Origin of the sequence: Rheinheimera hassiensis (assembly GCF_022436675.1) — a bacterium.
In the GTDB taxonomy this organism is placed as follows: domain Bacteria; phylum Pseudomonadota; class Gammaproteobacteria; order Enterobacterales; family Alteromonadaceae; genus Alishewanella; species Alishewanella hassiensis.
Map to the genome: position 1 here is coordinate 456644 of NZ_JAKUJZ010000003.1, position 24461 is coordinate 481104.

Sequence of the window (24461 nt, forward strand, 5' to 3'; positions counted from 1 at the left end):
CGTGGCAAACGATGGTAACAAAATGCAGCGCAGCGCCACTGCACTGCAATACGAAGGCAAACAGGCGCCTACCGTAACGGCGCAGGGGCATGCAGAGCTGGCAGATGAAATCGTTGCGCTGGCGCGTGAACATGGCGTGTTAGTTCATCAGGATGAGGAATTAAGCAAACTGCTGACTAAGTTGGAACTGGGTGAACAAATTCCACAACAACTTTATATTGTTATTGCGGAGCTGATTGCGTTTTCATATGTGTTGCAGGGCAAGTTTCCGGAAAACTGGCATAATATTCATCAGCGCATAGATATTAAAAGCTGAGCATAACTTAACGCTAGTTTTTTGCCTGGTGCAGATTATACAGCAGTTCAGCTTCAGCACGCGGCAATTCGCATTCGCGAATAATTTCGTCTAAATCGGCCCCCAGCTGTACCATTTTCATCGCCCGGCTGTATATTTTTGACTCAGGATCGGTAAGCTCCAGTGCCTGCTGTTTATCCGCCAGCGCCTGCAGTTGCTGGTTAACGCTGGCTATATTGGCGTCTAGCTGCAATACCCGTTGACCAACCCCAATTACACCGGCTCTTAGCTCTTCTAATTCGTGCCGGGTTTGCCCCAGCTGCTGCGCTTTAAAATCAAGCTGCTGTTCCAGTTGCTGTAATTGATGCTGCCAGTTGTGTTGTATGCGCCCCAGCCACCAGATGGCAGCAAATAGGAGCACTGCCAGCAGCAGTGCGACAGCAATAGCAAACACCGGTAACGTCATATCAGATAGCGCCGATCTCTTCCCACTCTTCGTCACTGAGCAGCTTGTTTAAATCGACCAGTATCAGCAGTTCACCTTCACGGTTAGATACGCCCTGAATAAAACGGGCACTTTCTTCTGTGCCTACATTTGGCGCGGTATCCACTTCAGACTGTTTCAGGTAAACCACTTCGGCCACGCTGTCGACCAGAATACCAATAACCTGTTTTTCTGCCTCGATAATAACAATACGGCTATTATCTGTTATCTCATCCGGCTCCAGGCCAAAGCGGGTGCGGGTATCAATAACCGTTACCACATTACCGCGCAGGTTAATAATCCCTAACACATAATCCGGCGAACCCGGTACCGGAGCAATTTCAGTATAACGCAGCACTTCCTGCACCTGCATCACATTGATACCGTAGGTTTCTTCCTGCAGTTTGAACGTTACCCATTGCAACACGATATCAGCTGAATCGGTTTTCTTTACCGACTGCTTGGTTAAATTGCTCATGCACAGCTCCTGTATAAATCCTTTGTCTGATTATGCACTGATATCCAGACCACGGTTCAATAAATCAATCATAGCGTCCACATCCAGCAGTACACACATATGCTTTTTGATAAGGCCTGCCATCCAGGGCCGCTTACCTTCGGCTTCACGCCATTTTACGTCATCCTGCTCCAGCACATAGGTATTGACCAATGTTTCGCAACATAGCCCCCAGTTGCTGTTGCCTAGCATAATAACATATTGATAGTTTAGCTTTTGCTGCAAACTTTGATCATATTTTTCTGGCATTACCCAGCGTGCGGTATCGACAATACTGATTTTCTGTTCGCGATACAACATCATGCCTTTGAACCACTGCGGTTTACCAATCAGGCTGTTAATTGTGCCTAGCTGATGAATACCACCTAATTCTTTAAGCGGCACTGCCACTTTTAAACCCGCTACATCAAAAAACAACGCCTGAAACCGGCCGTGACGGTAATCTTTTGCCGGAGCAGTCGTAACTATCGCCGGCGGGGGCGGCGCGGGTTGCGACACTGTGCTGATAATACGTTCTGATACCGGCACTGCACGCTGTTGCAGCGCCTGCGACGCTTCGGCCTCGGCGAACTTTGCTTTTAGCGCCGCCATGGCGTTAGTTTCAGCGGTCGGAGAAATAACTGCTGTCGTTTTAGCTACTTTTTCAGTAACAGTTTCTGTCACTACAGCTTGTGCCAGTAATTCATTGAGCTGCTGCTTTTTTTGCTCAGCCATCGCCACTTCTGCAGTGGGTGCTGCGGGCTCTTCTTCAGTTAACAGCGCTGACAAGTAGTGCTGCATTACCTTCTGACTGGCGATTAAATTACTCATGCCTTACTCCGCTGCCAGTTGCAGTAAATACGTCAGCAGGGTGTTGTAAGCAAAAACGCCCCGGCTACCCGGCGCATGCACATTCGGCGGTGTTAATGCCAGGCTGGCGTCACGAAACTTGGTGTCTACCGGTACCACCGCCGACCAGACTTTTTCCTGATATTTGTTTTTCAGCTCTTTATAGGCTTCCAACGACGCCTTGGTCCGCTTGTCATACATGGTGGCAATGATGGTAAAGGCGTAATCTTTTTTCTGTGATGTACGCATTAGCGCCATGGTAGCGATCATCCGCTCCAGGCCTTTTAATGCCAGAAACTCTGTTTGTACCGGTATCAGAATACGGTCACTGGCTGCAATCGCGTTTACCATCAGCACGCCCATTACCGGCGGGCAGTCAATCAATACATAATCATACTCGGTGTTGATTTTGTGCAGGGCCTTTTTCAGCATCAGGCCCATACCACCTTTATTGCCTAACGAGCGGTCCAGTGTAGCCAGCGCCATAGATGACGGCAAAATATCCAGGTTTGCCACACCACTTGGACATAATGACTGCAGAATTTCTTCGCTGGTAATGTCTTTACCACGGATAAAAATGTCGTATACGCTGACTTCCAGCTCTTCTGCGTCAATACCAAAATAATAGGTCAGGGACGCATGCGGATCAGTGTCTACCAGCAAGACTTTATAGCCACGCTCTGCCAGTAAACCGCCCAGCGTTACTGTAGTGGTGGTTTTGCCTACCCCGCCTTTCTGATTCGCGACTGTCCAAATTACCACTTCAGCGTTCCTGTTTTTCTAAAAGTTTTGCATCCGAATTATCCTGGCGCGTGGTAATACGAATACCACCGCCCGGTAGAGCAATAACACGAATGCTACCATCGTCCTGGGTTATCTGCTCAAGTTGCTGCTGCAAGTCCTCAGCCGCGTTATTGTTAGCGGGCTCAGGCTGCACTGGAGCAGCTTCTTCAGGTTGGTAACCATAACGGGAAATCGCAATCACCACTTTACGGTTGGCTGCACGCCCCTGCTCAGTGTCATTCGGACCAAAAGGGTAATACTGCCCAAAGCCTTCAATAGCAAGCCGCTGCGGTGCCGTTCCGGCGCGTTCTAAAATCCGCAGCACTGAAGTAGCCCGGCTGACTGACAACTCCCAGTTTGATGAAAACAGCTCATTGTTAATCGGTAAGTTGTCAGTATAACCCCGCACACGGATAAAGTTACTTATGGGGTTAATAATACGGGTAATTTCACCTAACAGTGTTTGCGCTGAACTGGTTGCAGTTGCGCTACCACTGGCAAATAACAGGCCGCTGTTCAGCTCAATAGTCAGCCAGTTGTCATCCTGTTCTATTTTTGCCAGACCTTGCTCCAGCAAATTAGCCAGTGCCTTTGTCAGTTGTTGCTCAACTGCCTGTAACGGGCTGCCCAGCCTGCGCTCACTGATATCCGACAATTGCCGGGCATCCGCCAGCAAAGTGGGGCCTTTGGCTTGCTCCAGTGAAGTGCCGTACAAATCCAACTCGCTTTGCGGCACTGCATTAGTTAGTACTGATTGTCCCTGCACACCGGTATCTTGCTGCTCAGGCTGTTCAAACATTCGCGTCAGGCTGTCGGCCAGTACACTGTATTGCTCTTCTTTCACTATCGACATGGCATACAGCACCACAAAAAGCGCAAACATCAGCGTCATATAATCAGCGTATGAAACCAACCAGCGATCTAACTGCTCTGGCTCTATTTGTGTGTACTTCTGCTTATGCCGGTACATTGGCGCTAACCCGGATGGTAAGCGGCCAGCTTACGCTTGATATTGCGCGGGTTTTCGCCATGAGCAATAGATACCAGACCTTCAATAATCAGCTCATGGTACAAAGTACGCTGCTGCACCAGACTTTTTAGTTTGTTGCCCACCGGAATAAACACCAGGTTAGCAAAACCAACGCCATAAATGGTGGCAACAAATGCCGTGGCAATGCCCTGGCCTAATAACTGCGGTTCAGAGATATTTGACATAGCCTGAATAAGGCCCAGCACAGCGCCAACGATACCTATGGTCGGGCTGTACCCGCCCATGGCGTCAAATATACGCGCACCACGCAGTAACCTTTCACGCTCCAGTGTCAGTTCTGCGTCCAGTGTATCTTGCAATGCTTTGGGTTCAGCACCATCTACCAGCAAATTCAGGCCTCGGTGTAAAAACGCATCGTGCTCAGCCAGAGCGTCCTGCTCCAGTGCCAGAAAACCACTACCGCGAGCTGCGCTGCCCCACTGCACAATACGCTGCGCTGTATGCTCCAACGGCATCTGCGCCGGGCGGATCACCCAGGGTAATATTTTTAGGCCCAGTTTGAATTGCGACAAAGGGGTTTGCAGCATCACCGCGCCCACTGTACCGCCAAACACAATAAGAAAGGCCGGGAAATGCAATAAAGTAGCCAGGCTGCCACCTTCAATAACAAAGCCTCCGGCAACAGCGATGACTGCCAGCAAAAAACCGCTGATGGCCAGCTTATCCATGTTTTAATTCCGTGATAAGCCGCGCAGCAACTTCATTCAGGCTAACTTCCTCATCCATCAGGCCTGCGGCTGCGATAGCCTGCGGCATACCATAAACCACACAGCTGGCTTCATCCTGAGCCCAGATTCGGGCGCCTTGTTGTTTCAGCAACCTTGCGCCCTCGCGACCATCAGCTCCCATACCTGTAAGCACAATCGCCAGCACTTTATCACTGAAGACTTTAGCTGCAGTGGCAAAGGTAATATCCACACTGGGTTTAAAGGTTATGCGTGGTGAGTCGTCTTCTTTAATCCGCAACCGGCATGAGCCTTCATTGCCCTCAAGCAGCATTTGCTTGCCACCAGGTGCCAGATAAGCCACACCGGGGCGCAGCACATCGTTGTCTTGTGCTTCACGCACTTCGATTTTTGACAGCGAATTTAGCCGCTGGGCAAAAGCGCCGGTAAACGCAGCAGGCATATGTTGAATGAGCACTATTGGTAAGGGGAAATCAGCCGGTAAAGCAGTGATAATACGTTGCAATGCCACGGGCCCACCGGTAGAGGTACCAATGGCAACCAGCTTATAGGTTTTACCGCTGGCCTGAAAAGCCGTGCGCGAACTCACCCGTTCATTTAACTTAGGCCGTTCAAAACTGCTGCGGGTTAATGCCGGGCGTTCTGGCAACCTATCACTGGCAGCAGGTGCCGGGCGAGAAGCCAGCGGTGTGCTGCTGAAAGTCTGACGGCCCAGTGTACGTTTACGGGCTACCGCTTTTACTCTGTCCCGCAGTAGCTGACCGGCCTCGTCTTTGTCGCGGGCGATGTCTTCAAATTTTTTCGGCAGAAAATCAACCGCACCGGCTTCAAGCGCATCAAAGGTCGCTTTGGCACCTTCATGGGTTAACGAAGAAAACATCAGAATGGGAATACGCTGCTGCTGCATAATCTCGCGCACGGCAGAAATACCGTCTAACACCGGCATTTCTACGTCCATCGTGATCACGTCAGGTCTTAGCGCTAAGGCTTTATCAACGGCTTCTCTGCCATTGTTAGCGGTGTCAATAACGTCGATGTCGCCATCCTTCGCCAGAATTTCTGTTAACCGGCGCCGGAAAAAGCTCGAGTCATCAACTACTAACACCCTAATTGCCATAGGTTTCTCTCTTTAGGCGTTTATTTTATTGAAGCGATCAAACTTAATTTTTGATTTCTTCGCATAGTGCTTCAGCAAGTTCGGCACATCCAGAATAAGCGCTATACCACCGTCAGACGTAATCGTAGCTCCGGCCATACCTGGCGTGCCCTGCAGCAACGCATCCAGAGGTTTTATTACTACCTCCTCCTGGCCTATCAGAGAATCCACTACAAAACCGACCTGCTGGGTGCCAATTTGCACTATTACCACATGGCCCTGTTCACGGCGGCGTTTTTTATCAGACCCTTTAACCAGCCAGTGCTCGAGGAAAAACAGCGGAATAGCTTTATTACGCACTACCACTGTCAACTGGCCATCAACGACGTTGGTTTTATTCAGATCCAGATGGAAAATTTCACTTACCCCAGCCAGTGGCAAAGCAAAGGTTTGCTTGCCAACAATCACCATCAGGGTTGGCAAAATCGCCAGTGTCAGCGGAACTTTAATCTCCAGTAAGGTGCCCTCACCCATTTTAGAATGGATATGCACGGTACCGTTGAGCTGAGTAATTTTGGTTTTTACGACATCCATGCCAACACCGCGGCCGGAGATGTCTGAAATTTGTTCTTTGGTCGAAAACCCCGGTGCAAAAATCAGGTTAAACGCCTCAGTGTCAGACATCCGGGCTGCAGCATCAACATCAAGAATACCGCGCTTTATTGCGATACCTTTTAGTTTTTCCGGGTCCATACCAGCACCATCGTCATGGATGGTCAGCAAAATATGGTCGCCAGCTTGTGCCGCCGCCAGTTTAACAATACCAGTACGTTTTTTACCGGCTTTTTGCCGTACATCCGGCATCTCTATACCGTGGTCTACCGAGTTACGCACTAAGTGGACCAATGGGTCAGCCAGCGCCTCAACCAGGTTTTTATCCAGATCGGTTTCTTCACCTTCCAGTACCAGTTCAATGTCTTTTTGCAGTGAACGGGCCAAATCACGTACCACGCGGGGAAAGCGACCAAATACTTTCTTAATCGGCTGCATGCGGGTTTTCATTACCGCACCCTGAATATCGGCGGTCACGACATCCAGGTTGGAGATGGCTTTACTCATTTCCTCGTTTTGCACAGTACCGGATAAACTCACCAGACGGTTACGCACCAATACCAGCTCACCGACCATATTCATAATCTGGTCAAGCCGCTTGGTATCAACCCGTACTGTGGTTTCAGCTTGTGCAGCTTGTTGGGCTGCTGCCTTGTCTGGCGCTGGTGCAGCTGTTGGCGCAGGTGCAGCTTTGGTTTCCTGGGGTTTGGCTACAGCTACAGCTGCAGCTTGGCTGGCGGCAGGTTTGGATTCCACTGCAACCGGGGATTTACCCTTACCATGTAGTTGATCAAGCAGCGCTTCAAACTCAGCATCATCGATTTCGTCGCTTGCTTTTGTATCGTTTGTTTTTGCTTTGTTCGCAGCAGCTGCAGGCGTTTTTTCAGCTTCGGCGGCAGAGTCAGGAATAAATGAGCCCTTACCATGCAACTGATCAAGAATAGCTTCAAACTCATCGTCAGTGATGTCATCACCGGCACTGGCTGCAGGCGCAGAAACCGGCGCAGGAGCTGCTGTGGCTGGGCCTTTCTTGCCATGCAACTCATCCATCATCCGTTCAAATTCTTCTTCAGTGATTTCATCCACTGTGTCGCCCTGCGCAGCACTATCTGCGACCACAGGTTCAGCTTTGGTGACAGGAGCCGCTTTTACCACCGGTGCAGGATTAGAGGCAGATTCTGGCTCACTGTAATGATGCAATGCTTCAAGTACTGCGGCAGAAGCCGGCGTTAAGGGTTGACGGTTTTGCACCTCAACAAACATGGCGTTGATGCTGTCTAACGACTGCAGGATAACGTCCATCAGCTCAGGTGTGACACGGCGCTTACCGGTACGCAGTATATCAAACACGTTTTCAGCACCGTGGCAGGCATCAACCAGCTCGGTCAGTGACAGAAAACCGGCACCGCCTTTTACGGTATGAAAGCCGCGGAAAATCGCGTTGAGCAAATTAGCATCGTCGGGATTATTCTCCAGTTCTACCAGCTGTTCCTGCAATAGTTCGAGGATTTCACCGGCTTCAACCAGGAAGTCCTGCAGTATATCCTCATCCATATCAAAGCTCATGCAAAGACACCTCTGTTAAAAACCCAAACTGGATAACAAATCGTCGACATCATCCTGACCGCTTACCACGTCGTCACGCTCTGCTGCATCAATAATAGGCCCTTCAGCTTCATGCGCCTTGGGCTTACTTTTTGCTGGTTTAGCTTCTGCAGCTACCATCATACTGGATTGACCAAAAGCCGTTAGCAGGCCAATCAGACTTTCTTCTACTTCGCGTACCAGTTCAATTACCCGGCGTAAAATCTGCCCGGTAAGATCCTGATAATCCTGTGCCATTAACACATCTGTCAGTAGAGTGTTTAATGTGCCCGAATCAGTATTTGCCTGCAGTAAAAAATTATCCAACGTATGGCACAGCTGTTTAAACTCACCAAGCTGCAGTTGGCGCTGCATTAACTTTTGCCAATGCGGCTGAATTTTACCCAGTTGCTGGCTGAGTTGATCTGCGATTGGCAGGCACGATTCCACTGCGTCCATCGTGCGATTGGCGGCCTGCTCTGTCATATCAATAACATGATTTAACCGCTTTTTCGCATCTGGAATATCTTCTTCTAACAGATTATTCAGTGAGGGATCTATCTGGAAATTCTTCAGTGAGTCGTGCAGTTGCCGGGTAAGCTTACCCACCTCGGCAAATAATTCTGACGAACCTGGTACAGCCAGTTGCTGTACCATTTGATTAGCTGTTTCGTTTTCGCCCATCTCAAGGAGCTGCACCAGCTCCCGCGCTTGGTCCAGAGAAATTACAGGCGCCGTAATCGCAGACATGGCATCACTCCTTTGTCAGCTACGGTTAGCCGATCCGTTCGAATACTTTAGCCAACTTCTCTTGCAAGGTTGCAGCCGTAAAAGGCTTCACAATGTAACCATTAACACCGGCTTGCGCCGCGGCAATGATCTGTTCCTTTTTCGCTTCAGCAGTAACCATTAATACCGGTATATGCTTTAACTTGGCATCGGCGCGAATAGCACGCAATAAATCGATACCCTGCATACCTGGCATGTTCCAGTCTGTGACTACGAAGTCAAAATCGCCGTTTTGCAGCATAGGCAAAGCGGTGCTGCCATCGTCAGCCTCTGACACATTGGTAAAGCCAAGGTCACGCAACAGATTTTTTATTATGCGTCTCATGGTTGAAAAATCATCAACCACAAGAATTTTCATGTTTTTATCCAAAATCCCCTCCGACGAGATATTACTTTTATCTCAGGATAGCTTACAACCAATCCTGCATTCTGGCTTTCAATCTGACCAATGCCTGACTATGAATTTGACTTATTCGGGACTCGCTGACATTAAGCACTGCCCCAATCTCTTTTAAGTTTAGCTCGTCATTATAATACAGAGAAAGCACTAAAGCTTCCCGCTCTGGCAAATTACTGATTGTTTTAACTAAATCTTGGTGGAAGCTTTCATTGGCCTGAGATTCATACAAATGATCTCCTTCTGTATCGCCTGAGGTCACTAGCACATCCTCGGAAATACCTAAGTCTTCTATACCAATAATACGGCCACTGCTGATGTCGCTGAGCATATGATGGTATTCATCTAAAGATATATCAAGTTTTTCAGCAACTTCAATATCTTTTATATCACGCCCATGTTGCGACTCAAGTTCAGCAATGGTTTCCGCTATCAGCCGGGCATTGCGATGCACCGAGCGCGGTGTCCAGTCGCCACGACGCATTTCGTCCAGCATAGCACCGCGAATACGAATACCAGCAAAGGTTTCAAAACTGGCCCCTTTACTGCCGTCAAAGTTTTTTGCCGCCTCAATCAGCCCAATCATGCCAGACTGAATAAGATCGTCTACCAGCACGCTGGCAGGTAACCGGGCCAGCAAATGATAGGCAATACGTTTTACCAGCGGCGCATGGCGCTCGACCAATTGTTGCATATGGTCAACACCGCCATAAGCAGCAAGTTTACTGTTCACACTAGCCCCCGGTCAGCATGTGGTTGCACCAACTGTTCGAGAAAGAACTCCAGGTGTCCCGACGCTACAGCGGGCAAAGGCCATTTGCCCGCTTTCAGTGCCAGGCTTTTAATTGCCATGCTCGCTGGCGTTTTCGGAAAAACTTCAATAAAGGCTTTTTGCTTACGGGCTGCTTTGCGCACATTTTCATCGTAGGGGATGATGGCAACCAATTCCAGGTTCACATCTAAGAAACGATCTGTGACCCGTGTCAGCTTGGCGAAAAGCTCCTGACCTTCTTTTAGACTGCGCACCATATTGGCCACAATTTTAAATTTTTCTACGCCATGGTCTCGGCTGAGGATCTTCATCAGCGCATAGGCATCTGTAATAGATGACGGTTCATCACATACTACTACCAACACATCCTGCGAGGCACGGGAGAAGCTTAACACCATATCCGAAATACCGGCGGCAGTATCAACCAGCAGTACATCTACTGGTGTTTTTAATTCACTGAACGCCCGAATAAGGCCAGCATGTTCTGCTGGTGCCAATTCCGTCATATTTTGAGAGCCGGATGTGGCGGGGATAATTTTAATACCAAAGGGGCCGTCGATAATTACATCATCCAGCTCAACTTCACCTGATAACACATGCGACAGGTTTTTTTCTACCCGCAGCCCAAGCATGACATCACAATTGGCTAAACCCAGGTCAGCATCCAGCACCAGCACCTTTTTCCCCAGTTGGGACAGCGCCATGGCGAGGTTTAGCGACACGTTAGTTTTACCTACGCCGCCTTTGCCACCTGTAATTGATATTACTTTTACCATCTGCTTATTCATTTTTCTCAGGCCACTGGCTTGATCATCAATATTTTCATGACTATGCATAGGTTCCTTCCGCGCGGTTCATGCCGTCGTTATACCACTGATGAACCGTACTACTTTGCGCGATACGTAACGTTTCTGCCTGTTGTACCAGCGTTTGCGCATGAGCAACAGCTATATCTTCGGGTACCCGCTGACCGTTGGTCAGGTAGCTAACCGGCAACGCATTCTGAATAGCAACATTTATAACTTCACCCAAGCTTAAGCATTCGTCAAGTTTGGTGAAAATACAACCAGACAAGGGAATACGTTTGAAATGCATTACGCTTTCCTGCATAACCCTTGCTTGCGATGTCGCAGACAATACCAGATAACTTTTTATTTTGACACGACTATTGTGTACCAGAGATGCAAGTTTTTCTGCCAAACGCACATCACGCTGGCTCATTCCGGCAGTATCTATCAGAATAAGTTTGCGTTGTTGTAACTGATTAATTAACAGCGCAAGCTCGTCACTGTCTTTAGCCTGCTTTACCGGGCAGCCAATAATGCGGCCAAAGGTGGCCAGTTGCTCAAAAGCACCAATACGATAGCTGTCGGTTGTAATTAGCGCTACCTGATCAGCGCCATGGCGCTTGGCAAATTCTGCCGCCAGCTTTGCTACTGTAGTCGTTTTTCCTACGCCGGTTGGGCCTACCAGTGCCACTACGCCGCCGCGGCGTAAAATGTCATCGTTGGTTGTACTTAGCTGGCCGGCCAGTAACTCCAGCGCGGCATCCCAGGCATCGGTGGTATTAAGATCTTCCGGCATAAAGCAAGCAAGCTGATCAGCTACCTGCTCAGATAAACCTAATTGCTGCAAATTCTCAATCACCAAGGCACGTACCGGCTCACGTCGTGCCAGTTCCTGCCACATTAAACCTGATACCTGATGCTGTAAGAGCTGGCGCATTGACAGCATTTCATTGCGCATCGCATCCATTTGTTGCTGTAGCAGTTTGGCTTGTTGATCCTGCTGTTTGGTTAGCTCAGTAAATTGCGTGGTGCTAACGCCTGAGTTCACTGCGGCATTAACGCCGGAACTTTGACGCTCAAACTGAGTTGCAAGCTGCACATCTTTTTTCTGTGCTGTGCCAGCAGCAGGCTGAGTACTTTTTTGCTGTTTAATCATTTGCCGCGCCAGCAGGGCTTTTAACGAGTCTGCCGGAGCTTCTGTTTCGTCGTCATCTGCTACGGTAACCTTAAGGCGTGGCTCAGTGCGTTTGGGCGCAACGGCGGCAGCTTTAGCAACAGGGGCTGGCTCATGGTCAATCGCCGCGACTATCTCAACGCCTTCGGCTACTTTTTTGTTTGACAAAATAATGGCGTCAGCCCCAAGGAATTCTTTTACTTCCTGTAATGCTGTGCGCATGTCTTTTGCTACAAAGCGTTTGATTTTCATGAGTTAACTCCTAGTTTGCCTGGCCTATAACGCTGACAATACGAATTTGTTTATCGTCGGGTATTTCCTGATAAGACAATACCCGCAGTCCTGGAATGGTGTACTTCACGAATCGTGCCATTACTGAGCGTAAAATTCCTGACGTTAGCAATACTGCGCTGTCGCCGCTAAGCTCCTGGTTCTGATGCGCATCCTGCAGCGACTGCTGAATACGGTCAGCCAGGCCCGGTTCAATACCGGCACCATCATTGCCCGCAGCCTGCATCGACTGGTGCAGCATCTGCTCCAGCTCGGGCGCAAAGGTAATAACCGGGATTTCTTTGCGGCTGCCACCCACTTCCTGCACGATAAGACGGCGCAGCGCAATACGACAAGCAGCAGTAAGCACATCAACATCCTGGCTTTTAGCACCATATTCCACCAGGGTTTGCACTATGGTGCGCATATCGCGGATAGGTACGCCTTCCTGCAACAGGTTTTGCAGCACTTTAACCACTGTGGTCAGTGCCAGCGTATCCGGCACTAAGCCCTCTACCAGTTTGGGTGAATGCTTAGCCAGCATGTCCAGCAGGTTTTGTACTTCTTCATGGCCCAGTAAGCTGGCAGCATGATTGGTTAAAATCTGGCTTAGGTGCGTAGCCACCACTGTTGCAGCATCTACCACGGTATAACCCAGAGTTTGCGCATGTTCGCGCTGATCTTTGCTAATCCATACCGCATCTAAACCAAACGCCGGATCTTTAGTGGCAATGCCTTTAACAGTGCCAAACACCTGTCCGGGGTTAATCGCCAGTTCGTTATCGTGGCGCAGTTCGCCTTCTCCACTGGTAACGCCCATTAACGTCATACGGTAGCTGTTGGGCTCTAAATCCAGATTGTCACGGATATGCACGGCAGGAATAAGAAAACCCAGCTCTTGAGATAATTTCTTGCGCACACCTTTAATACGGCTTAACAGTTCACCGCCCTGGGCTTTGTCAACAAGCGGAATTAAACGGTAACCCACTTCCAGGCCGATGGTATCAACGCCCTGTACATCATCCCAGCCAATTTCTTTAACCACATTAGACTCAACCGGCGCAAGCTCTTGCGTATTGCGGCTGACCAGCTCAGAGCTTTGTTTTTGCTGGCGTTTATTCATAATGTAGGTAACGCCACCCAACACAGCCGCCATAGACAAAAAGGCAAAGTGCGGCATGCCCGGCACAATACCAATAATTACCAGCACCGAGGTAGCGACAGTCAGCACCTGAGTAGTACCCAGTTGCGCCACCATCTGCGTGCCCATTTGTTCAGATTTATTCTGCCGGGTTACCACTATTGCTGTACCGATAGATAGCAGCAGTGCAGGGATTTGGGCTACCAGGCCATCGCCGATAGTCAGCAAGGTGTAAATTTCCAGCGCATTGCCAAATGCTAAGCCGTGCTGCACCATGCCGATAAACAAACCACCGACAATACTGACCACCATAATCACAATACCGGCAATAGCATCGCCTTTAACAAACTTACTGGCACCGTCCATTGAACCGTAAAAATTGGCTTCACTGGTCACATCATCACGCCGAACCCGCGCTTCTTCCTGGGTAATAAGGCCTGAGTTCAGATCGGCATCAATGGCCATTTGCTTACCCGGCATCGCATCCAGCGTAAAACGGGCAGATACTTCTGCAATACGGCCGGCGCCTTTGGTAATTACAATAAAGTTAATAATCACCAGAATAATAAATACCACCAGACCTACAGCAAAGTTACCGCCGATAACCACCGAGCCAAAGGCTTCAATAACTTTACCGGCAGCGGCCTCGCCCTGATGCCCTTCCATCAGGATCACCCGGGTACTGGCAACGTTAAGCGCCAGACGTAAAATGGTGGCAATAAGCAATACACTGGGGAAAACAGCAAAATCGAGCGGACGCAGGCTGTAAATGGTAACCAGCAGCACCACTAATGCCAGCGCGATATTAAAGATAAACAGCATATCTAACAGCAATGGCGGCAGTGGCAGTACAATCATCGCCAGTGCAGCAAGAATAAGCAGCGGTGTAGCTATACCTTTGGCATAGGCTAAATGGGTGCGGTCGAACTTATTAAAAACACTGGCTAACTGCATGACAACCCTGACAGTAAATTGGCGCGATGCAGCTGTTCAGCAAGAAGCGTTCCAACACTAGAGCGGGCAGCCTCAGCTGAACTTAATGGCGGTAATCTTCCGGAATTGGCAACTCTTTGGCCAGCGTTCTTGGCCGGCTACCTTTGCCTTTTTTATACATTTTCAGCTGATAAACATAGGCTAAAACCTGGGCCACTGCAGCAAAAAGTTGCTCGGGGATAGGATGGTCAAGCTTAGTGGTGTAGTAAATAGAACGCGCCAGTGACGGAGATTCAATAACCGGCACTTTATGCTCATTACCTATTTTGCGGATATGCATTGCTACTTCATCTACCCCTTTAGCCACGACAACCGGAGCTCGGAATTTGCCCTGATCATATTTTAATGCCACCGCGTAATGCGTAGGGTTAGTGACGATAACATCGGCTTTGGGCACTTCCTGCATCATGCGTTTCATCGACATTTGCATCTGGGTGCGGCGAATACGCGCCTTTATTTGCGGATCACCTTCGCTGTTTTTATGCTCGTCTTTAATTTCCTGCAGTGACATTTTCAGTTGTTTTATATGATTCCATTTTTGGTATGGTGCATCGACTACCGCAATCACTGATACGCTGGCGCATAAGCCAAGAAAAAGCCAGGCTAAGAAGTACAGGGCTGATTCAATATTATTCGGCTCACTCATCAGAGACAGCGCCATAATGTCAAAAAAGAATATCTTCAGCAGCAGATACGCAATTCCTATCACTACAATTACTTTGAGAATGCTTTTTAGCAGCTCTACCAGCGCCTGCAGGCCAAACATGCGTTTAAAGCCTTTTAACGGGTCCATTTTGCTGGCTTTGGGCCCTGCAGCCTCCCAACTAAAGTTAAAACCACCCAACAAGGTATTACCGATAAAAGCTGCAATCAGAATAATAATGAATATACCTGCCAGCGGCGGTGCCAATTTTTCGCCCACAGCCCCCCAGGCGGTAAACATAGAGTTGGTTTCAAAAATATCTTTTGGGTTTAGCTGCAACATACGCTGGCCAACATCAAGCACTGCCATTGCCAGCATTTTGCCAAATACCAGCAAAGAGGCTGCGCTGCCAATTAACACAAAAGCAGTGCCTAAATCCTTGGAACGGGCAATCTGGCCCTTTTTAGCTGCGTCTTCCAGCTTCTTGGAGGTGGGCTGTTCGGTCTTTTCGGCGCTATCATCTGCCATTGCAGAGCCCTCCGCCTAGCAGCCAATCAGCCGGCAGCTGTAATCTATCGCGTGCTGCCACTGTTTGTCGTAATGAAATAAGAAGGTGTCCAGCGTTAACCACAAGATGATTAAACCGGCCAGCATGGTGATAGGAAAACCTATCGAGAAAATATTCAGCTGCGGTGCGGCACGCGTCATAATGCCAAAAGACAGATTGACCACCAACATAGACACAATCGGTGCCAGTGCTATTGCCAGGGCGGTAGCAAACATCCAGCCGGCGAATTCGATCACAGTCCAGTAACTGGTGACCTCCCACCACTGGCCGTTAATAGGCAGCGTGTCAAAGCTAAATACCAGCATTTGGATCATGATTAAGTGGCCATCAAAAATCCAGAACAGCAAGGTAGCCAGGATCAGATAAAATTGGCCGATAGCTGCCACATTAACGCCACTGGCCGGGTCGACCATAGACGCAAAGCCCAGACCGGTTTGCATGGCAAGCAATTGCCCGGCAATAACAAAGGTGGTAATAAACATTAATGAAATAAAGCCCAGTGCAAAGCCAATCAGCAGTTGCAGCATCACTTCAAGTATCATCTGGCCAGACATTAAATCCGGGTTAGCTACCGGCGGCAGTGTCGGCATAATGATCAGCGTGATCATCAGCACCAGGCCGGTCTTTATCCGCATGGGTACATTACGCACACCAATACCGGCCATAATCAGGAACATACCGGTAACACGACACATTGGCAGCAGGTAATCTGCCAGAGTCTGCATCAGTACATTCAGCGGAAATTCCATTGTGCTTTAGCCCACAACCGTTGGAATGCTTAAAATCAGTTCGTTGGTGTATTCCATAATAACGCGGGTAAACCAGTGGCCGCCATAAATCAGCGCCAGCAGCGTAACAATCAGCCGTGGTAAAAAGCTTAATGTTTGCTCGTTAATAGAGGTTGCTGCCTGGAAAACAGCGACGATCAAGCCAACAAACAACGACGGCAGAATAATGGCGCTTACCAGCAAAATTACCAGAAACAGCGCATCACGCAGCACATCGACAAAAACCTCCGGGCTCATGTGCCTACCCCATAGCTGGTGGCGAGCGTCCCCATAACCAGAATCCAGCCATCAACCAGCACGAACATCATCAACTTAAAGGGTAACGAGATAATCATCGGCGATAACATCATCATACCCATTGCCATCAGCACGCTGGCTACGACCAAATCGATAATCAGAAAAGGAATAAACAGCATAAAACCAATCTGAAAGGCGGTTTTTAGTTCGCTGGTTATAAAGGCCGGCACTACTATTGTAATCGGGTAATCCTGCGGCGAGGCCGCAATTTCCAACCCGGCAATCTGGGCAAAGGTGTCTAAATCTTTCGTGCGGGTCTGGTGCAGCATAAAGCCTTTAATAGGTATCAGCGCCGCGTCAAGTGCCTGCACCGGCGTAATGTCTTCGCTCAGGTAAGGCTGAATGGCCGTGTCATTAATGTTTTTAAACACCGGCGCCATAATAAAAAAGGTCAGAAACAGCGTAATGCCGATTAAGACCTGGTTAGACGGCGTTTGCTGCAAACCTATGGCCTGGCGCAGTATGGCCAATACCACAATAATGCGGGTAAAGCAGGTCATCATGATAACGACTGCAGGAATAAAACTGAGCGCAGTCATCAGCGCCAGTACCTGCAGCGTTACACTGTATTGTTGGGAGCCATCGGCTCCGGTAGTTACCGTAACAGCCGATAAGGCACCATTATCAGCCAGAACATCGGGGCTTAGCAGTATTACCAGCACCACGAACAACAGTCGCAACATAGCTCACACTATTTTTTCAGGAACGATTGCAACTGTGTATGAAAGTCTGATGCCAACTTTTCTTCAGGTAGCGGATTTTCCAGTTCAAACAGTAAATTTATGCTGTGCGCTGTGACACCTAAAACACGTTGTTTTCCTTGCATTTCAACAACTAACAATCGCTCTTTCGGGCCAAGCGGCATGGTGGAAATAATTTTTATATGTCTGCTGCCAGGTAAGCGCAACGTCAATTTTTTGAACGCCCAGCCCAGTGTAAGCACTATGGCTACCACTATCGCCAGCGATAACGCCATTTTCCCCAAGCCAAGGCCTGCCGACGGGCGCTCGGCAGGTGCTTCGGTTTTTAGCGGTATAGCTCGCACAGGCTGCGGTTGTGCTGACGGAAGATCTGGTTCACTTTGCGCTACAACCTCAGCTTTGGTTGTACTCTTGGTTTGCGCAGCGTCGTCGTCAGTGCTTTGGGCCAGCCCCGTCAGCGGTATTAAGGTGCAGCAGAGTAACGTAACAAGCAATAATCGCATCAACGTAACTTCTTAATCCGTTCAATCTGGCTAATAACGTCAGTCAGGCGAATACCAAACTTGTCGTTTACTACAACTACCTCACCGTGCGCTATCAGGGTGCCGTTAACCAGCACATCCAGTGGTTCACCGGCTACACGCTCCAGTTCAACCACCGAGCCCTGGTTAAGCTGCAACAAGTTGCGGATACTTATTTTGGCCCGCCCCACTTCCATAGAAATAGTGACCGGGATATCTAAAATAGTATCCAGCTTACGTTTTTCATCTACCGTGATATCGGCTTTTTCGTCACGCAGCTCTTCCAGCTCAACAGCTTCTGCACCATCGGTGCCTTCAGCTTCGGCCATGGCAGCAGCCCATTCGTCCATGGTGTCTTTATCATCAGCCATTTTTTGTTACCTTCTGTCGCGATCTGACAGGTTCAGATCGGCTTCTAACTCGGAAATATCGGCATCGCTGTCAAGGCGCCGCCCACCTTTAGTAAACACATGCATCTCAGATTTTGCTGATTCCGGCCGTTTAATTTTTTCAATAATTTTCAGCGCAGCATGTTCGCGCGAACGGCCCAATTTAGCTCTGTAGGTTGGTAAATCTTCAACCAGTACCGTGATATGGTCCGGCATTTCTATCGGAATAATATCACCGGCCTGCAACTCCATAATTTGCCGCAGCGTTAAATCGACATCCATCATTTTGGTGGTTAAATCCACCTTTACATCCATAATTTCGTCACGCAGAGCCTTGCTCCAGCGTAAATCGGTGTCTTCTTTGTCACTTTGTACACCGGCATCCAGCAGCTCGCGGATCGGTTCCAGCATGGAATACGGTAAAGCGACATGGAAATCACCACCGCCACCGTCCAGTTCAATGTGGAAAGAGCTGATTACCACCACCTCAGTGGGGCTGACAATATTGGCCATTGCCGGGTTAACTTCAGAGTCCAGGTATTCGAATGACACATCCATTACCGGCGCCCAGGCTTCTTTATAATCTTCAAAAATCAGCTTCAGCAGCATCTGAATAATACGCCGCTCGGTCGGGGTAAACTCGCGACCTTCAATTTTGGCATGGTAACGACCGTCACCACCAAAGAAGTTATCCACCAGAATAAATACCAGCCTGGCTTCCATGGTAATAAGGCCGGTGCCTTTAAGTGGCCTGAACCGCACCATATTTAAACTGGTCGGCACAAACAATGTGTGCACGTACTCGCCGAATTTGATCATCTGCACGCCGTTAATTGACACTTCAGCTGTGCGGCGCATCATATTAAACAGGCTGATACGCATATGGCGGGCAAAGCGTTCGTTTACCATCTCCAGCGTTGGCATGCGACCACGTACAATACGATCCTGCGACGAGAAATCGTATTCCATGGCAGAGCGGCCCCGGCCTTCACCGGAATCGTCTATTTCCTCTTCTTCGACGTCATCAACACCATGCAACAGCGCATCAATTTCATCTTGTGACAGTAAATCGGTCACGGCTGCTCACTCTTATTGCATCACAAAACCGGTGAAGAGAACTTCCTCTACCACCACCGAACCCGCGACCTCGATCATCGCCTGCTGTAAATCACTTAGTGCTTTGTTTTTCAATGCATCACGCCCAGCAACAGTGACCAGTTCATCAGCATTGGCAGCGCTGAAAGTTTCCAGCAAACTGCCTTCAATCAGCGGAATATGCCGCATCGCGATGGTTTCATTGTTAGTACCACGCACCAGCAACTGCACTTTAATTTGCACCATCCGATCACGTGACGCGCCGGGTACATTAAACACAAAAGGCCGTGGCAGTGGTACATACAACGCCGAGCCCTTTGCATCTGTACCGCCTGGGGCGCCTGCTGTATCAGAAGCACCATCTGAAGCAGCTCCGGCATCGTTACTATCTGAACCACCAAAGAACATCAGGCCGACAACAATCAACACCACCACCAGTACTGCACCACCACCCAACAGAAGCCATTTTTTCTTACCTGAACCTTCTGCAATAACCAGATCTTTTTCCGCTGCCATGCCTGTGCTACCTGTTAGTTAAAGTGCCATTATTATGCTCATCTGTGGTGGCCAATGTAAATCATCGTTACCGAATTAACCGCCACTATTGGCCGTTAAGCATAATAATCCACCAGCCTATCGGATGTTTTCACATTAACTTGCACGGTGTCTGAAGTTGCATCCGGCGTATCGTCTGCTGTTTGTTTACCGTTTCGCCCCTGATTATTGCCATCACGCTGCGCTAACTGCCGCTCTTGCTGCGACTGCTGCTGTACCTGACCTTCTGTTAACTGAATGCCCTGTTGTTGCAGCATTTCTCTGAGCCGGGGTAATTGCTGCTCTAATAATTCTTTTGCCTGCGATTGCTGCACGATAAACTGCACCGACGCCTGATCCTGCTGCATATCTATTTTAATTTGCATCTGACCAAGCCCGGCAGGATCAAGCCGGATTTCAGCGATCTGAATATTTTGCCGTACCATCAGAGTGACTCTTTCACGCAACTGCCCTGCAGCATCCTGTTGCAGTAAATTCAGGCTTTGCTTTAACTGTTCAGCCAGCGGCCGTGCTACCGCCTGAGCAGCGCCAGCTTGCTGACGTTGCTCTGCCAACTGAAGTGCACTGCTAAATGCCGTATCAACGCGCGCTGCTGAGCTGACATCTGCCGCCACTTTGGCTGTTGCGATACTGCTATCAGCCATCTCTGTTGCAATATCGGCTGGCAACTGGGCATTATTATTCTGTTTAGGCCCTTGTTGCTGATTCTGCTGCGACGAGTTCTGTTGCGACGGGCTTTGTTGCGAGCCATTTTGCTGCTGAGCATCATGTTTAGACGCATTTTGCTCAGAACCCGCCTTAGCACCCGCCTGATTATCCGCTTTATCAGATGCAGCTGTCAGCGACAAATTACCGCCCGTCGACGTGGTATCGGTTTTGCTGTTATCTTCCGTACCGGCAGCCGTTACTGTTTTGGCATCGGCCTGAACCGCAGACTGGGCGACAGAGCCTGCCTTTATACTGCCATCGTCTGTTTTGCTATTATTGTCATCAGCTTTAGTACCTGTCTCTATCGCTACTTTTACACTGCTGTCTTTTATGTTGTTGTCTTTACTGTCGCTGTCATGGGTATCGCTGCCAAAACCAGCCTCTTCTACAAACTGAGCAACGGCAGCACTTTTAGCATCCCCCTCAGACTCAGTAGCGCCCGCCAGCACAGCTACCGGCTGAGCTTCACCTTTACCACCGGCGGAGGCTTGCGTTTTATCGGCTACCTTACCCGCTTCAGAATCCCCTGATATCTGGCTGTTTACTTTTGCCTGCAGCTCAGTGGTGGCCGTATCCGTTATTTCGCTGGCAGACTGGGCCAGTTGTTTTGCAGCGTTGGCAACCTCTTTGGCATCAATTTCAGTCTGGCTATTACCTTGCGAAACAGTAGCTGGCTCGCCTTCAACATCGTCGGTAGCGGTATCAACAACGGCAGCATCAGTATCACTGGCATTGCTGTCAGTTTCAGGCAACTTGTCTTTAAGCGCTATCTGCCCCAGCAAGCTGGATGTCAGCAAGGAGTCTTCATCAGCGCCTGCTGCGCTCTCGTTTTCAGTATTCTCCGCATTTTCTGAATTCTCAGCGTTTTCTGCACTGGCTGCAGTATCTTTAGCATTGGCAGCAGCTAGTAATGCCTGGCTGACCCCACTTAGCACGCTGATGCCGGCAGGGACATGCCGTAGCTTAGCGCCGGACAGGCTATTTGTTGCCGGTGACGTTATGCCGTTTAGCACCTCACCAAACCCCAGTCCAGAAAGTTCTGTGCCAGCCTCTGCTGCAGAGTCTGATAGTGCGCCATCCAGCCGCAGCGCGCTGTCTGCGGTGGTTGTCAGCATTGATAATTGTATAGCCTGCACCATTTTTATTCCCCTGACTGACCACTGCGATCGGGCGTTTACTGCGCCGTTAGCGGGTTAAATCTGTTGTGTTAAAACCGATATATTCAGTTCCCTTCAACTACATTCAAATTTCAGGCCAATATGAAACGAACTTCTGTACGGCATAAGCAAGTTAGTACATCTGTGGCTCATTGCGGTTGCGCATAAATTGCTGGCTGGCGTATTCATCGGCATTTTTTTGCTCTTGTTTCAGCTGCTTTAATAACTCAGCTTGTTCGCCGCGCTGCACCAGTAACTCCATGGCCTTACGTTTTTTCTGCATCGCCAGCCAGTTTTGTTTGCGTTGCTCTGCAGCAGCTTTAGCCTGATGTAACGCCCAACCCTGCTGTTGTATTGCTTGATCAAGCTTACCGATAAAGCTGACAAACTGGGTGTACTGCCGGCTTTGTAAACCGGCAGCGCCTTGCTGCTGGCTCTGCTGAATATAGTCGGTACGGTAATTTGCCAGGCCCTGATATTTCTGTTCAGCCTGCTGGTAAAACTGCTGGGCTTTGACAAACTGCGCCTGCAGTTTTTCTTCACGCTCTTTTTGTATTTTAATCAGCATGGCAAAGCGGTGGTTAATCATCAGGTATTACTCCTTGCAGCGGCCGGAACCAGCTGATTAAGCCCTTGCAGGCTGTCGTCGTAGGTCACAACGTCATGCATTCCCTGCTGCAAAAAGCGGTTAATTCTTGGCATCATGCCGATAGCAACATCCAGTTGCGGATCGCTGCCGCGCACATAAGCCCCGATGGCGATTAAGTCTTTGCTTTGCTGGTAGCTGGCATACAGCTGCTTTACCGTACGTGCCATTTGCTGATGCTCCGCACTGGTTACCGCCGGCATAACACGACTAATGGATTTTTCTATATCTACCGCAGGAAAATGGCCGGCATCAGCCAGGGTACGTGACAACACGATATGGCCGTCAAGAATGGCGCGTGACGCATCGGCAATAGGGTCCTGTAAGTCATCGCCTTCGGACAACACAGTATAAAATGCCGTTATAGAGCCCTGGCTGCCACTGCCGTTACCGGCGCGTTCAACCAGTGCCGGTAATTTGGCGAATACCGATGGCGGATAACCTTTAGTAGCCGGTGGCTCCCCCACCGCCAGCGCAATTTCACGTTGTGCCTGAGCATAGCGGGTAATAGAGTCAATCAGCAGCAGCACATCCATACCCTGATCTCGGAAATACTCGGCTACCTGTACCGCGGTTTCACAGCCTTTTAACCGCATCAGTGGCGACACATCGGCTGGTGCGGCGATCACAACCGAGCGCTTTTTGCCCTCTTCGCCCAGAATTTCATCAATAAATTCTTTTACCTCGCGGCCACGCTCGCCTACCAGGCCTACAACGATGACATCAGCCGAGGTACCGCGGGTCATCATGCCCAGCAATACGCTTTTACCCACACCAGAGCCCGCAAATAATCCCATCCGCTGGCCTTTACCCACAGTAAGAATGCTGTTGATAGCCCGCACGCCGACATCCAGCGGCTGTTTAATTGGCCGGCGGTGCAAAGGATTAATAGGTTTGGCTTTAGCGCCACCAAATTGCTCAGCGGCAATAGGGCCTTTGCCGTCCAGCGGTGCCCCTGCGCCATCAATAACCCGGCCCAGCAGGTTAAGGCTAAGCGGTACGCCTTTAAAATTAAGCAACGGCGTTACGCGCGCACCGGGAACAACACCGGATACATCATCTTTGGGCATCAGATAAATACGATCATTGGCAAAACCGACCACCTCCGCCATAATTTCGCCGCGGGCAGTCTCTACCGAGCAAGGCTGGCCGATACCCGCACTGCAACCGGTGGCTTCCAGCGTTAACCCCACTACACGCACCAAATGGCCGGCGACAGCAGGCCGCGAGCTGTGTACATAACGCTGTTGCTGTTGCAGAAACTGGCTCAGGCTTTCGCTGTTTGCCATAAGTTAGTCTCCGGCCGGTGCATCAGATTGGCTTTCATGTTGCTCCAGCTGAATAAAATGCTCCAGGCTGCTTTGTACCCGCTGTTGTAAACTACGGTCGACGCTGGACTGGCTACTCTCTACCTTGCAGCCTCCCTGCGCCAGCAGAGGCTCAGCTCTTAATTGCCAGTTACGCTGCGCCAACTCATCTTGGGTGTAACTTTGCTCAACAATGGCTAAATCCGCCGGGTTAAGTTTTATTAGCAACTGCCCGGCTTGCAGCGGCAGTACTGAGGTAGCCTCAGAGATAGCCTGCAAAATAACCTCTGGATTGGTTTTAACTTCAACATTGATCACCGCCTGCGCCATAGCCAGGCTTAATTGCAGCAGTTGTTGTTTGACCTGTTTATCTATGCTGGCCAAAGGTTGCTGCAATTGATCCAGCAATGTACTTAGCTGTACCAGCTTGTCATTCAGTTCGGTCTGGCCATCTGCCAGGCCTTGTTTTTTACCTTCAGCCTGCCCCTGAGCCAGGCCATCCTGCTGGCCTTGTTCACGGCCTTCGGCATAACCTTTACTAAAACCTTCGTCTTTACCCTGACCAAAACCCTCGTCGTAGGCTGCCTGGCGGATTTGCTCGATATCATCTGCTGTCAGGGGCTTGATTGTCAGCTCTTCATCTTCATCTGCTTTACTGGCTTTGGCCTGAGGCTGCGTTTTATTCAGCGCATTAGTGCGGAGGCTATCATGCACCGGCGTCATATCAGGCGTTTGCCAGTGCTTGATCAGCTCATCAGTTTCTTCGTCGGGCGAAAACGGCCTTTTGTGCTTAAATGCCTCAGTGCTCATAGTACTACCCGCTCTG

At 49.6% G+C, this 24461-nt stretch carries 27 protein-coding genes; 1 reads left to right on the forward strand and 26 read right to left on the reverse strand.

The features are described from left to right. Nucleotide 1: 1 nt before the first annotated feature. Nucleotides 2-316, forward strand: coding sequence for an EscU/YscU/HrcU family type III secretion system export apparatus switch protein (locus MJX74_RS07955; RefSeq protein ID WP_240222319.1), 315 nt, complete (start codon nucleotides 2-4; stop codon nucleotides 314-316). A gap of 13 nt (nucleotides 317-329) precedes the next feature. Here the strand turns inward: MJX74_RS07955 and MJX74_RS07960 are convergent, their stop codons facing one another. From MJX74_RS07960 to fliH, 26 genes are all read right to left on the reverse strand, one after another. Beyond that, on the reverse strand, nucleotides 330-761 hold the full coding sequence (locus MJX74_RS07960; RefSeq protein WP_240222321.1) for a DUF2802 domain-containing protein: 432 nt from the start codon (nucleotides 759-761) through the stop codon (nucleotides 330-332). A gap of 1 nt (nucleotide 762) precedes the next feature. Continuing rightward, nucleotides 763-1257, reverse strand: a complete 495-nt coding sequence (locus tag MJX74_RS07965) for a chemotaxis protein CheW (RefSeq protein ID WP_240222323.1) — start codon at nucleotides 1255-1257, stop codon at nucleotides 763-765. Between the two features lie 30 nt (nucleotides 1258-1287). Next, nucleotides 1288-2106: a chemotaxis protein CheW gene (locus tag MJX74_RS07970; protein WP_240222324.1), complete on the reverse strand. Its 819-nt coding sequence runs from the start codon at nucleotides 2104-2106 to the stop codon at nucleotides 1288-1290. 3 nt (nucleotides 2107-2109) lie between these two features. Next, nucleotides 2110-2886 (reverse strand): ParA family protein, encoded by a 777-nt coding sequence (locus tag MJX74_RS07975; protein ID WP_240222325.1) that lies wholly within the window; start codon nucleotides 2884-2886, stop codon nucleotides 2110-2112. 1 nt (nucleotide 2887) lies between these two features. After that, nucleotides 2888-3877 (reverse strand): flagellar motor protein MotB, encoded by a 990-nt coding sequence (locus MJX74_RS07980; RefSeq protein ID WP_240222326.1) that lies wholly within the window; start codon nucleotides 3875-3877, stop codon nucleotides 2888-2890. 5 nt (nucleotides 3878-3882) lie between these two features. Continuing rightward, nucleotides 3883-4626 carry a flagellar motor protein gene (locus MJX74_RS07985; RefSeq protein WP_240222327.1) on the reverse strand — a complete coding sequence of 248 codons (744 nt, stop codon included), beginning with the start codon at nucleotides 4624-4626 and terminating at the stop codon, nucleotides 3883-3885. Then, nucleotides 4619-5761 carry a protein-glutamate methylesterase/protein-glutamine glutaminase gene (locus tag MJX74_RS07990; RefSeq protein WP_240222328.1) on the reverse strand — a complete coding sequence of 381 codons (1143 nt, stop codon included), beginning with the start codon at nucleotides 5759-5761 and terminating at the stop codon, nucleotides 4619-4621. The genes MJX74_RS07985 and MJX74_RS07990 overlap by 8 nt, the downstream gene beginning before the upstream one ends. Nucleotides 5762-5773: 12 nt before the next feature. Further along, a complete protein-coding gene (locus MJX74_RS07995) occupies nucleotides 5774-7918 on the reverse strand; it encodes a chemotaxis protein CheA (RefSeq protein WP_240222329.1) in 2145 nt (714 codons plus the stop codon). A gap of 15 nt (nucleotides 7919-7933) precedes the next feature. After that, nucleotides 7934-8686: a protein phosphatase CheZ gene (locus tag MJX74_RS08000; protein WP_240222330.1), complete on the reverse strand. Its 753-nt coding sequence runs from the start codon at nucleotides 8684-8686 to the stop codon at nucleotides 7934-7936. 25 nt (nucleotides 8687-8711) lie between these two features. Then, nucleotides 8712-9083, reverse strand: a complete 372-nt coding sequence (gene cheY / locus MJX74_RS08005; protein WP_206109480.1) for a chemotaxis response regulator CheY — start codon at nucleotides 9081-9083, stop codon at nucleotides 8712-8714. A gap of 52 nt (nucleotides 9084-9135) precedes the next feature. Further along, on the reverse strand, nucleotides 9136-9855 hold the full coding sequence (locus tag MJX74_RS08010) for an RNA polymerase sigma factor FliA (RefSeq protein WP_476748531.1): 720 nt from the start codon (nucleotides 9853-9855) through the stop codon (nucleotides 9136-9138). Then, nucleotides 9852-10730, reverse strand: a complete 879-nt coding sequence (locus tag MJX74_RS08015; protein WP_476748532.1) for a MinD/ParA family protein — start codon at nucleotides 10728-10730, stop codon at nucleotides 9852-9854. The genes MJX74_RS08010 and MJX74_RS08015 overlap by 4 nt, the downstream gene beginning before the upstream one ends. Further along, nucleotides 10723-12108 (reverse strand): flagellar biosynthesis GTPase FlhF, encoded by a 1386-nt coding sequence (gene flhF / locus MJX74_RS08020; protein ID WP_240222332.1) that lies wholly within the window; start codon nucleotides 12106-12108, stop codon nucleotides 10723-10725. Before flhF ends, MJX74_RS08015 begins: the two co-directional genes overlap by 8 nt. Before the next feature lie 10 nt (nucleotides 12109-12118). Further along, nucleotides 12119-14221 (reverse strand): flagellar biosynthesis protein FlhA, encoded by a 2103-nt coding sequence (gene flhA / locus MJX74_RS08025; protein ID WP_240222334.1) that lies wholly within the window; start codon nucleotides 14219-14221, stop codon nucleotides 12119-12121. A gap of 82 nt (nucleotides 14222-14303) precedes the next feature. Further along, nucleotides 14304-15431, reverse strand: coding sequence for a flagellar biosynthesis protein FlhB (gene flhB, locus MJX74_RS08030; RefSeq protein WP_240222336.1), 1128 nt, complete (start codon nucleotides 15429-15431; stop codon nucleotides 14304-14306). A 15-nt stretch (nucleotides 15432-15446) separates the two neighbouring features. Then, nucleotides 15447-16220, reverse strand: a complete 774-nt coding sequence (gene fliR / locus MJX74_RS08035; RefSeq protein ID WP_240222337.1) for a flagellar biosynthetic protein FliR — start codon at nucleotides 16218-16220, stop codon at nucleotides 15447-15449. A gap of 6 nt (nucleotides 16221-16226) precedes the next feature. Beyond that, nucleotides 16227-16496, reverse strand: a complete 270-nt coding sequence (gene fliQ, locus MJX74_RS08040) for a flagellar biosynthesis protein FliQ (protein WP_240222339.1) — start codon at nucleotides 16494-16496, stop codon at nucleotides 16227-16229. Beyond that, a complete protein-coding gene (gene fliP, locus MJX74_RS08045; protein WP_240222341.1) occupies nucleotides 16493-17239 on the reverse strand; it encodes a flagellar type III secretion system pore protein FliP in 747 nt (248 codons plus the stop codon). Before fliP ends, fliQ begins: the two co-directional genes overlap by 4 nt. A gap of 8 nt (nucleotides 17240-17247) precedes the next feature. Further along, nucleotides 17248-17760, reverse strand: a complete 513-nt coding sequence (gene fliO / locus MJX74_RS08050) for a flagellar biosynthetic protein FliO (protein ID WP_240222343.1) — start codon at nucleotides 17758-17760, stop codon at nucleotides 17248-17250. Continuing rightward, nucleotides 17760-18149, reverse strand: a complete 390-nt coding sequence (fliN, locus tag MJX74_RS08055; RefSeq protein ID WP_068234596.1) for a flagellar motor switch protein FliN — start codon at nucleotides 18147-18149, stop codon at nucleotides 17760-17762. Before fliN ends, fliO begins: the two co-directional genes overlap by 1 nt. A gap of 6 nt (nucleotides 18150-18155) precedes the next feature. Continuing rightward, nucleotides 18156-19244, reverse strand: a complete 1089-nt coding sequence (gene fliM, locus MJX74_RS08060; RefSeq protein ID WP_068234595.1) for a flagellar motor switch protein FliM — start codon at nucleotides 19242-19244, stop codon at nucleotides 18156-18158. Between the two features lie 12 nt (nucleotides 19245-19256). Then, entirely contained in the window at nucleotides 19257-19778 is a 522-nt protein-coding gene (gene fliL / locus MJX74_RS08065) for a flagellar basal body-associated protein FliL (RefSeq protein WP_240222345.1), read from the reverse strand. Between the two features lie 95 nt (nucleotides 19779-19873). Further along, nucleotides 19874-21664 carry a flagellar hook-length control protein FliK gene (locus MJX74_RS08070; RefSeq protein WP_240222347.1) on the reverse strand — a complete coding sequence of 597 codons (1791 nt, stop codon included), beginning with the start codon at nucleotides 21662-21664 and terminating at the stop codon, nucleotides 19874-19876. A gap of 151 nt (nucleotides 21665-21815) precedes the next feature. Further along, entirely contained in the window at nucleotides 21816-22271 is a 456-nt protein-coding gene (fliJ, locus tag MJX74_RS08075; RefSeq protein WP_240222349.1) for a flagellar export protein FliJ, read from the reverse strand. After that, a complete protein-coding gene (gene fliI / locus MJX74_RS08080; RefSeq protein ID WP_240222351.1) occupies nucleotides 22271-23617 on the reverse strand; it encodes a flagellar protein export ATPase FliI in 1347 nt (448 codons plus the stop codon). The genes fliJ and fliI overlap by 1 nt, the downstream gene beginning before the upstream one ends. Nucleotides 23618-23620: 3 nt before the next feature. After that, nucleotides 23621-24445, reverse strand: a complete 825-nt coding sequence (gene fliH, locus MJX74_RS08085; RefSeq protein ID WP_240222353.1) for a flagellar assembly protein FliH — start codon at nucleotides 24443-24445, stop codon at nucleotides 23621-23623. Between the last annotated feature and the right edge of the window lie 16 nt (nucleotides 24446-24461).

Coding starts and splice junctions, on each gene's coding strand:
- MJX74_RS07960 (WP_240222321.1), bottom strand. CDS start 761: ATGACGTTACCGGTGTTTGCTATTGCTGTCGCACTGCTGCTGGCAGTG.
- MJX74_RS07965 (WP_240222323.1), bottom strand. CDS start 1,257: ATGAGCAATTTAACCAAGCAGTCGGTAAAGAAAACCGATTCAGCTGAT.
- MJX74_RS07970 (WP_240222324.1), bottom strand. CDS start 2,106: ATGAGTAATTTAATCGCCAGTCAGAAGGTAATGCAGCACTACTTGTCA.
- MJX74_RS07980 (WP_240222326.1), bottom strand. CDS start 3,877: ATGTACCGGCATAAGCAGAAGTACACACAAATAGAGCCAGAGCAGTTA.
- MJX74_RS07985 (WP_240222327.1), bottom strand. CDS start 4,626: ATGGATAAGCTGGCCATCAGCGGTTTTTTGCTGGCAGTCATCGCTGTT.
- MJX74_RS07990 (WP_240222328.1), bottom strand. CDS start 5,761: ATGGCAATTAGGGTGTTAGTAGTTGATGACTCGAGCTTTTTCCGGCGC.
- MJX74_RS07995 (WP_240222329.1), bottom strand. CDS start 7,918: ATGAGCTTTGATATGGATGAGGATATACTGCAGGACTTCCTGGTTGAA.
- MJX74_RS08000 (WP_240222330.1), bottom strand. CDS start 8,686: ATGTCTGCGATTACGGCGCCTGTAATTTCTCTGGACCAAGCGCGGGAG.
- cheY (WP_206109480.1), bottom strand. CDS start 9,083: ATGAAAATTCTTGTGGTTGATGATTTTTCAACCATGAGACGCATAATA.
- MJX74_RS08015 (WP_476748532.1), bottom strand. CDS start 10,730: ATGCATAGTCATGAAAATATTGATGATCAAGCCAGTGGCCTGAGAAAA.
- flhF (WP_240222332.1), bottom strand. CDS start 12,108: ATGAAAATCAAACGCTTTGTAGCAAAAGACATGCGCACAGCATTACAG.
- flhA (WP_240222334.1), bottom strand. CDS start 14,221: ATGCAGTTAGCCAGTGTTTTTAATAAGTTCGACCGCACCCATTTAGCC.
- flhB (WP_240222336.1), bottom strand. CDS start 15,431: ATGGCAGATGATAGCGCCGAAAAGACCGAACAGCCCACCTCCAAGAAG.
- fliR (WP_240222337.1), bottom strand. CDS start 16,220: ATGGAATTTCCGCTGAATGTACTGATGCAGACTCTGGCAGATTACCTG.
- fliQ (WP_240222339.1), bottom strand. CDS start 16,496: ATGAGCCCGGAGGTTTTTGTCGATGTGCTGCGTGATGCGCTGTTTCTG.
- fliP (WP_240222341.1), bottom strand. CDS start 17,239: ATGTTGCGACTGTTGTTCGTGGTGCTGGTAATACTGCTAAGCCCCGAT.
- fliO (WP_240222343.1), bottom strand. CDS start 17,760: ATGCGATTATTGCTTGTTACGTTACTCTGCTGCACCTTAATACCGCTG.
- fliN (WP_068234596.1), bottom strand. CDS start 18,149: ATGGCTGATGATAAAGACACCATGGACGAATGGGCTGCTGCCATGGCC.
- fliL (WP_240222345.1), bottom strand. CDS start 19,778: ATGGCAGCGGAAAAAGATCTGGTTATTGCAGAAGGTTCAGGTAAGAAA.
- MJX74_RS08070 (WP_240222347.1), bottom strand. CDS start 21,664: ATGGTGCAGGCTATACAATTATCAATGCTGACAACCACCGCAGACAGC.
- fliJ (WP_240222349.1), bottom strand. CDS start 22,271: ATGATTAACCACCGCTTTGCCATGCTGATTAAAATACAAAAAGAGCGT.
- fliI (WP_240222351.1), bottom strand. CDS start 23,617: ATGGCAAACAGCGAAAGCCTGAGCCAGTTTCTGCAACAGCAACAGCGT.
- fliH (WP_240222353.1), bottom strand. CDS start 24,445: ATGAGCACTGAGGCATTTAAGCACAAAAGGCCGTTTTCGCCCGACGAA.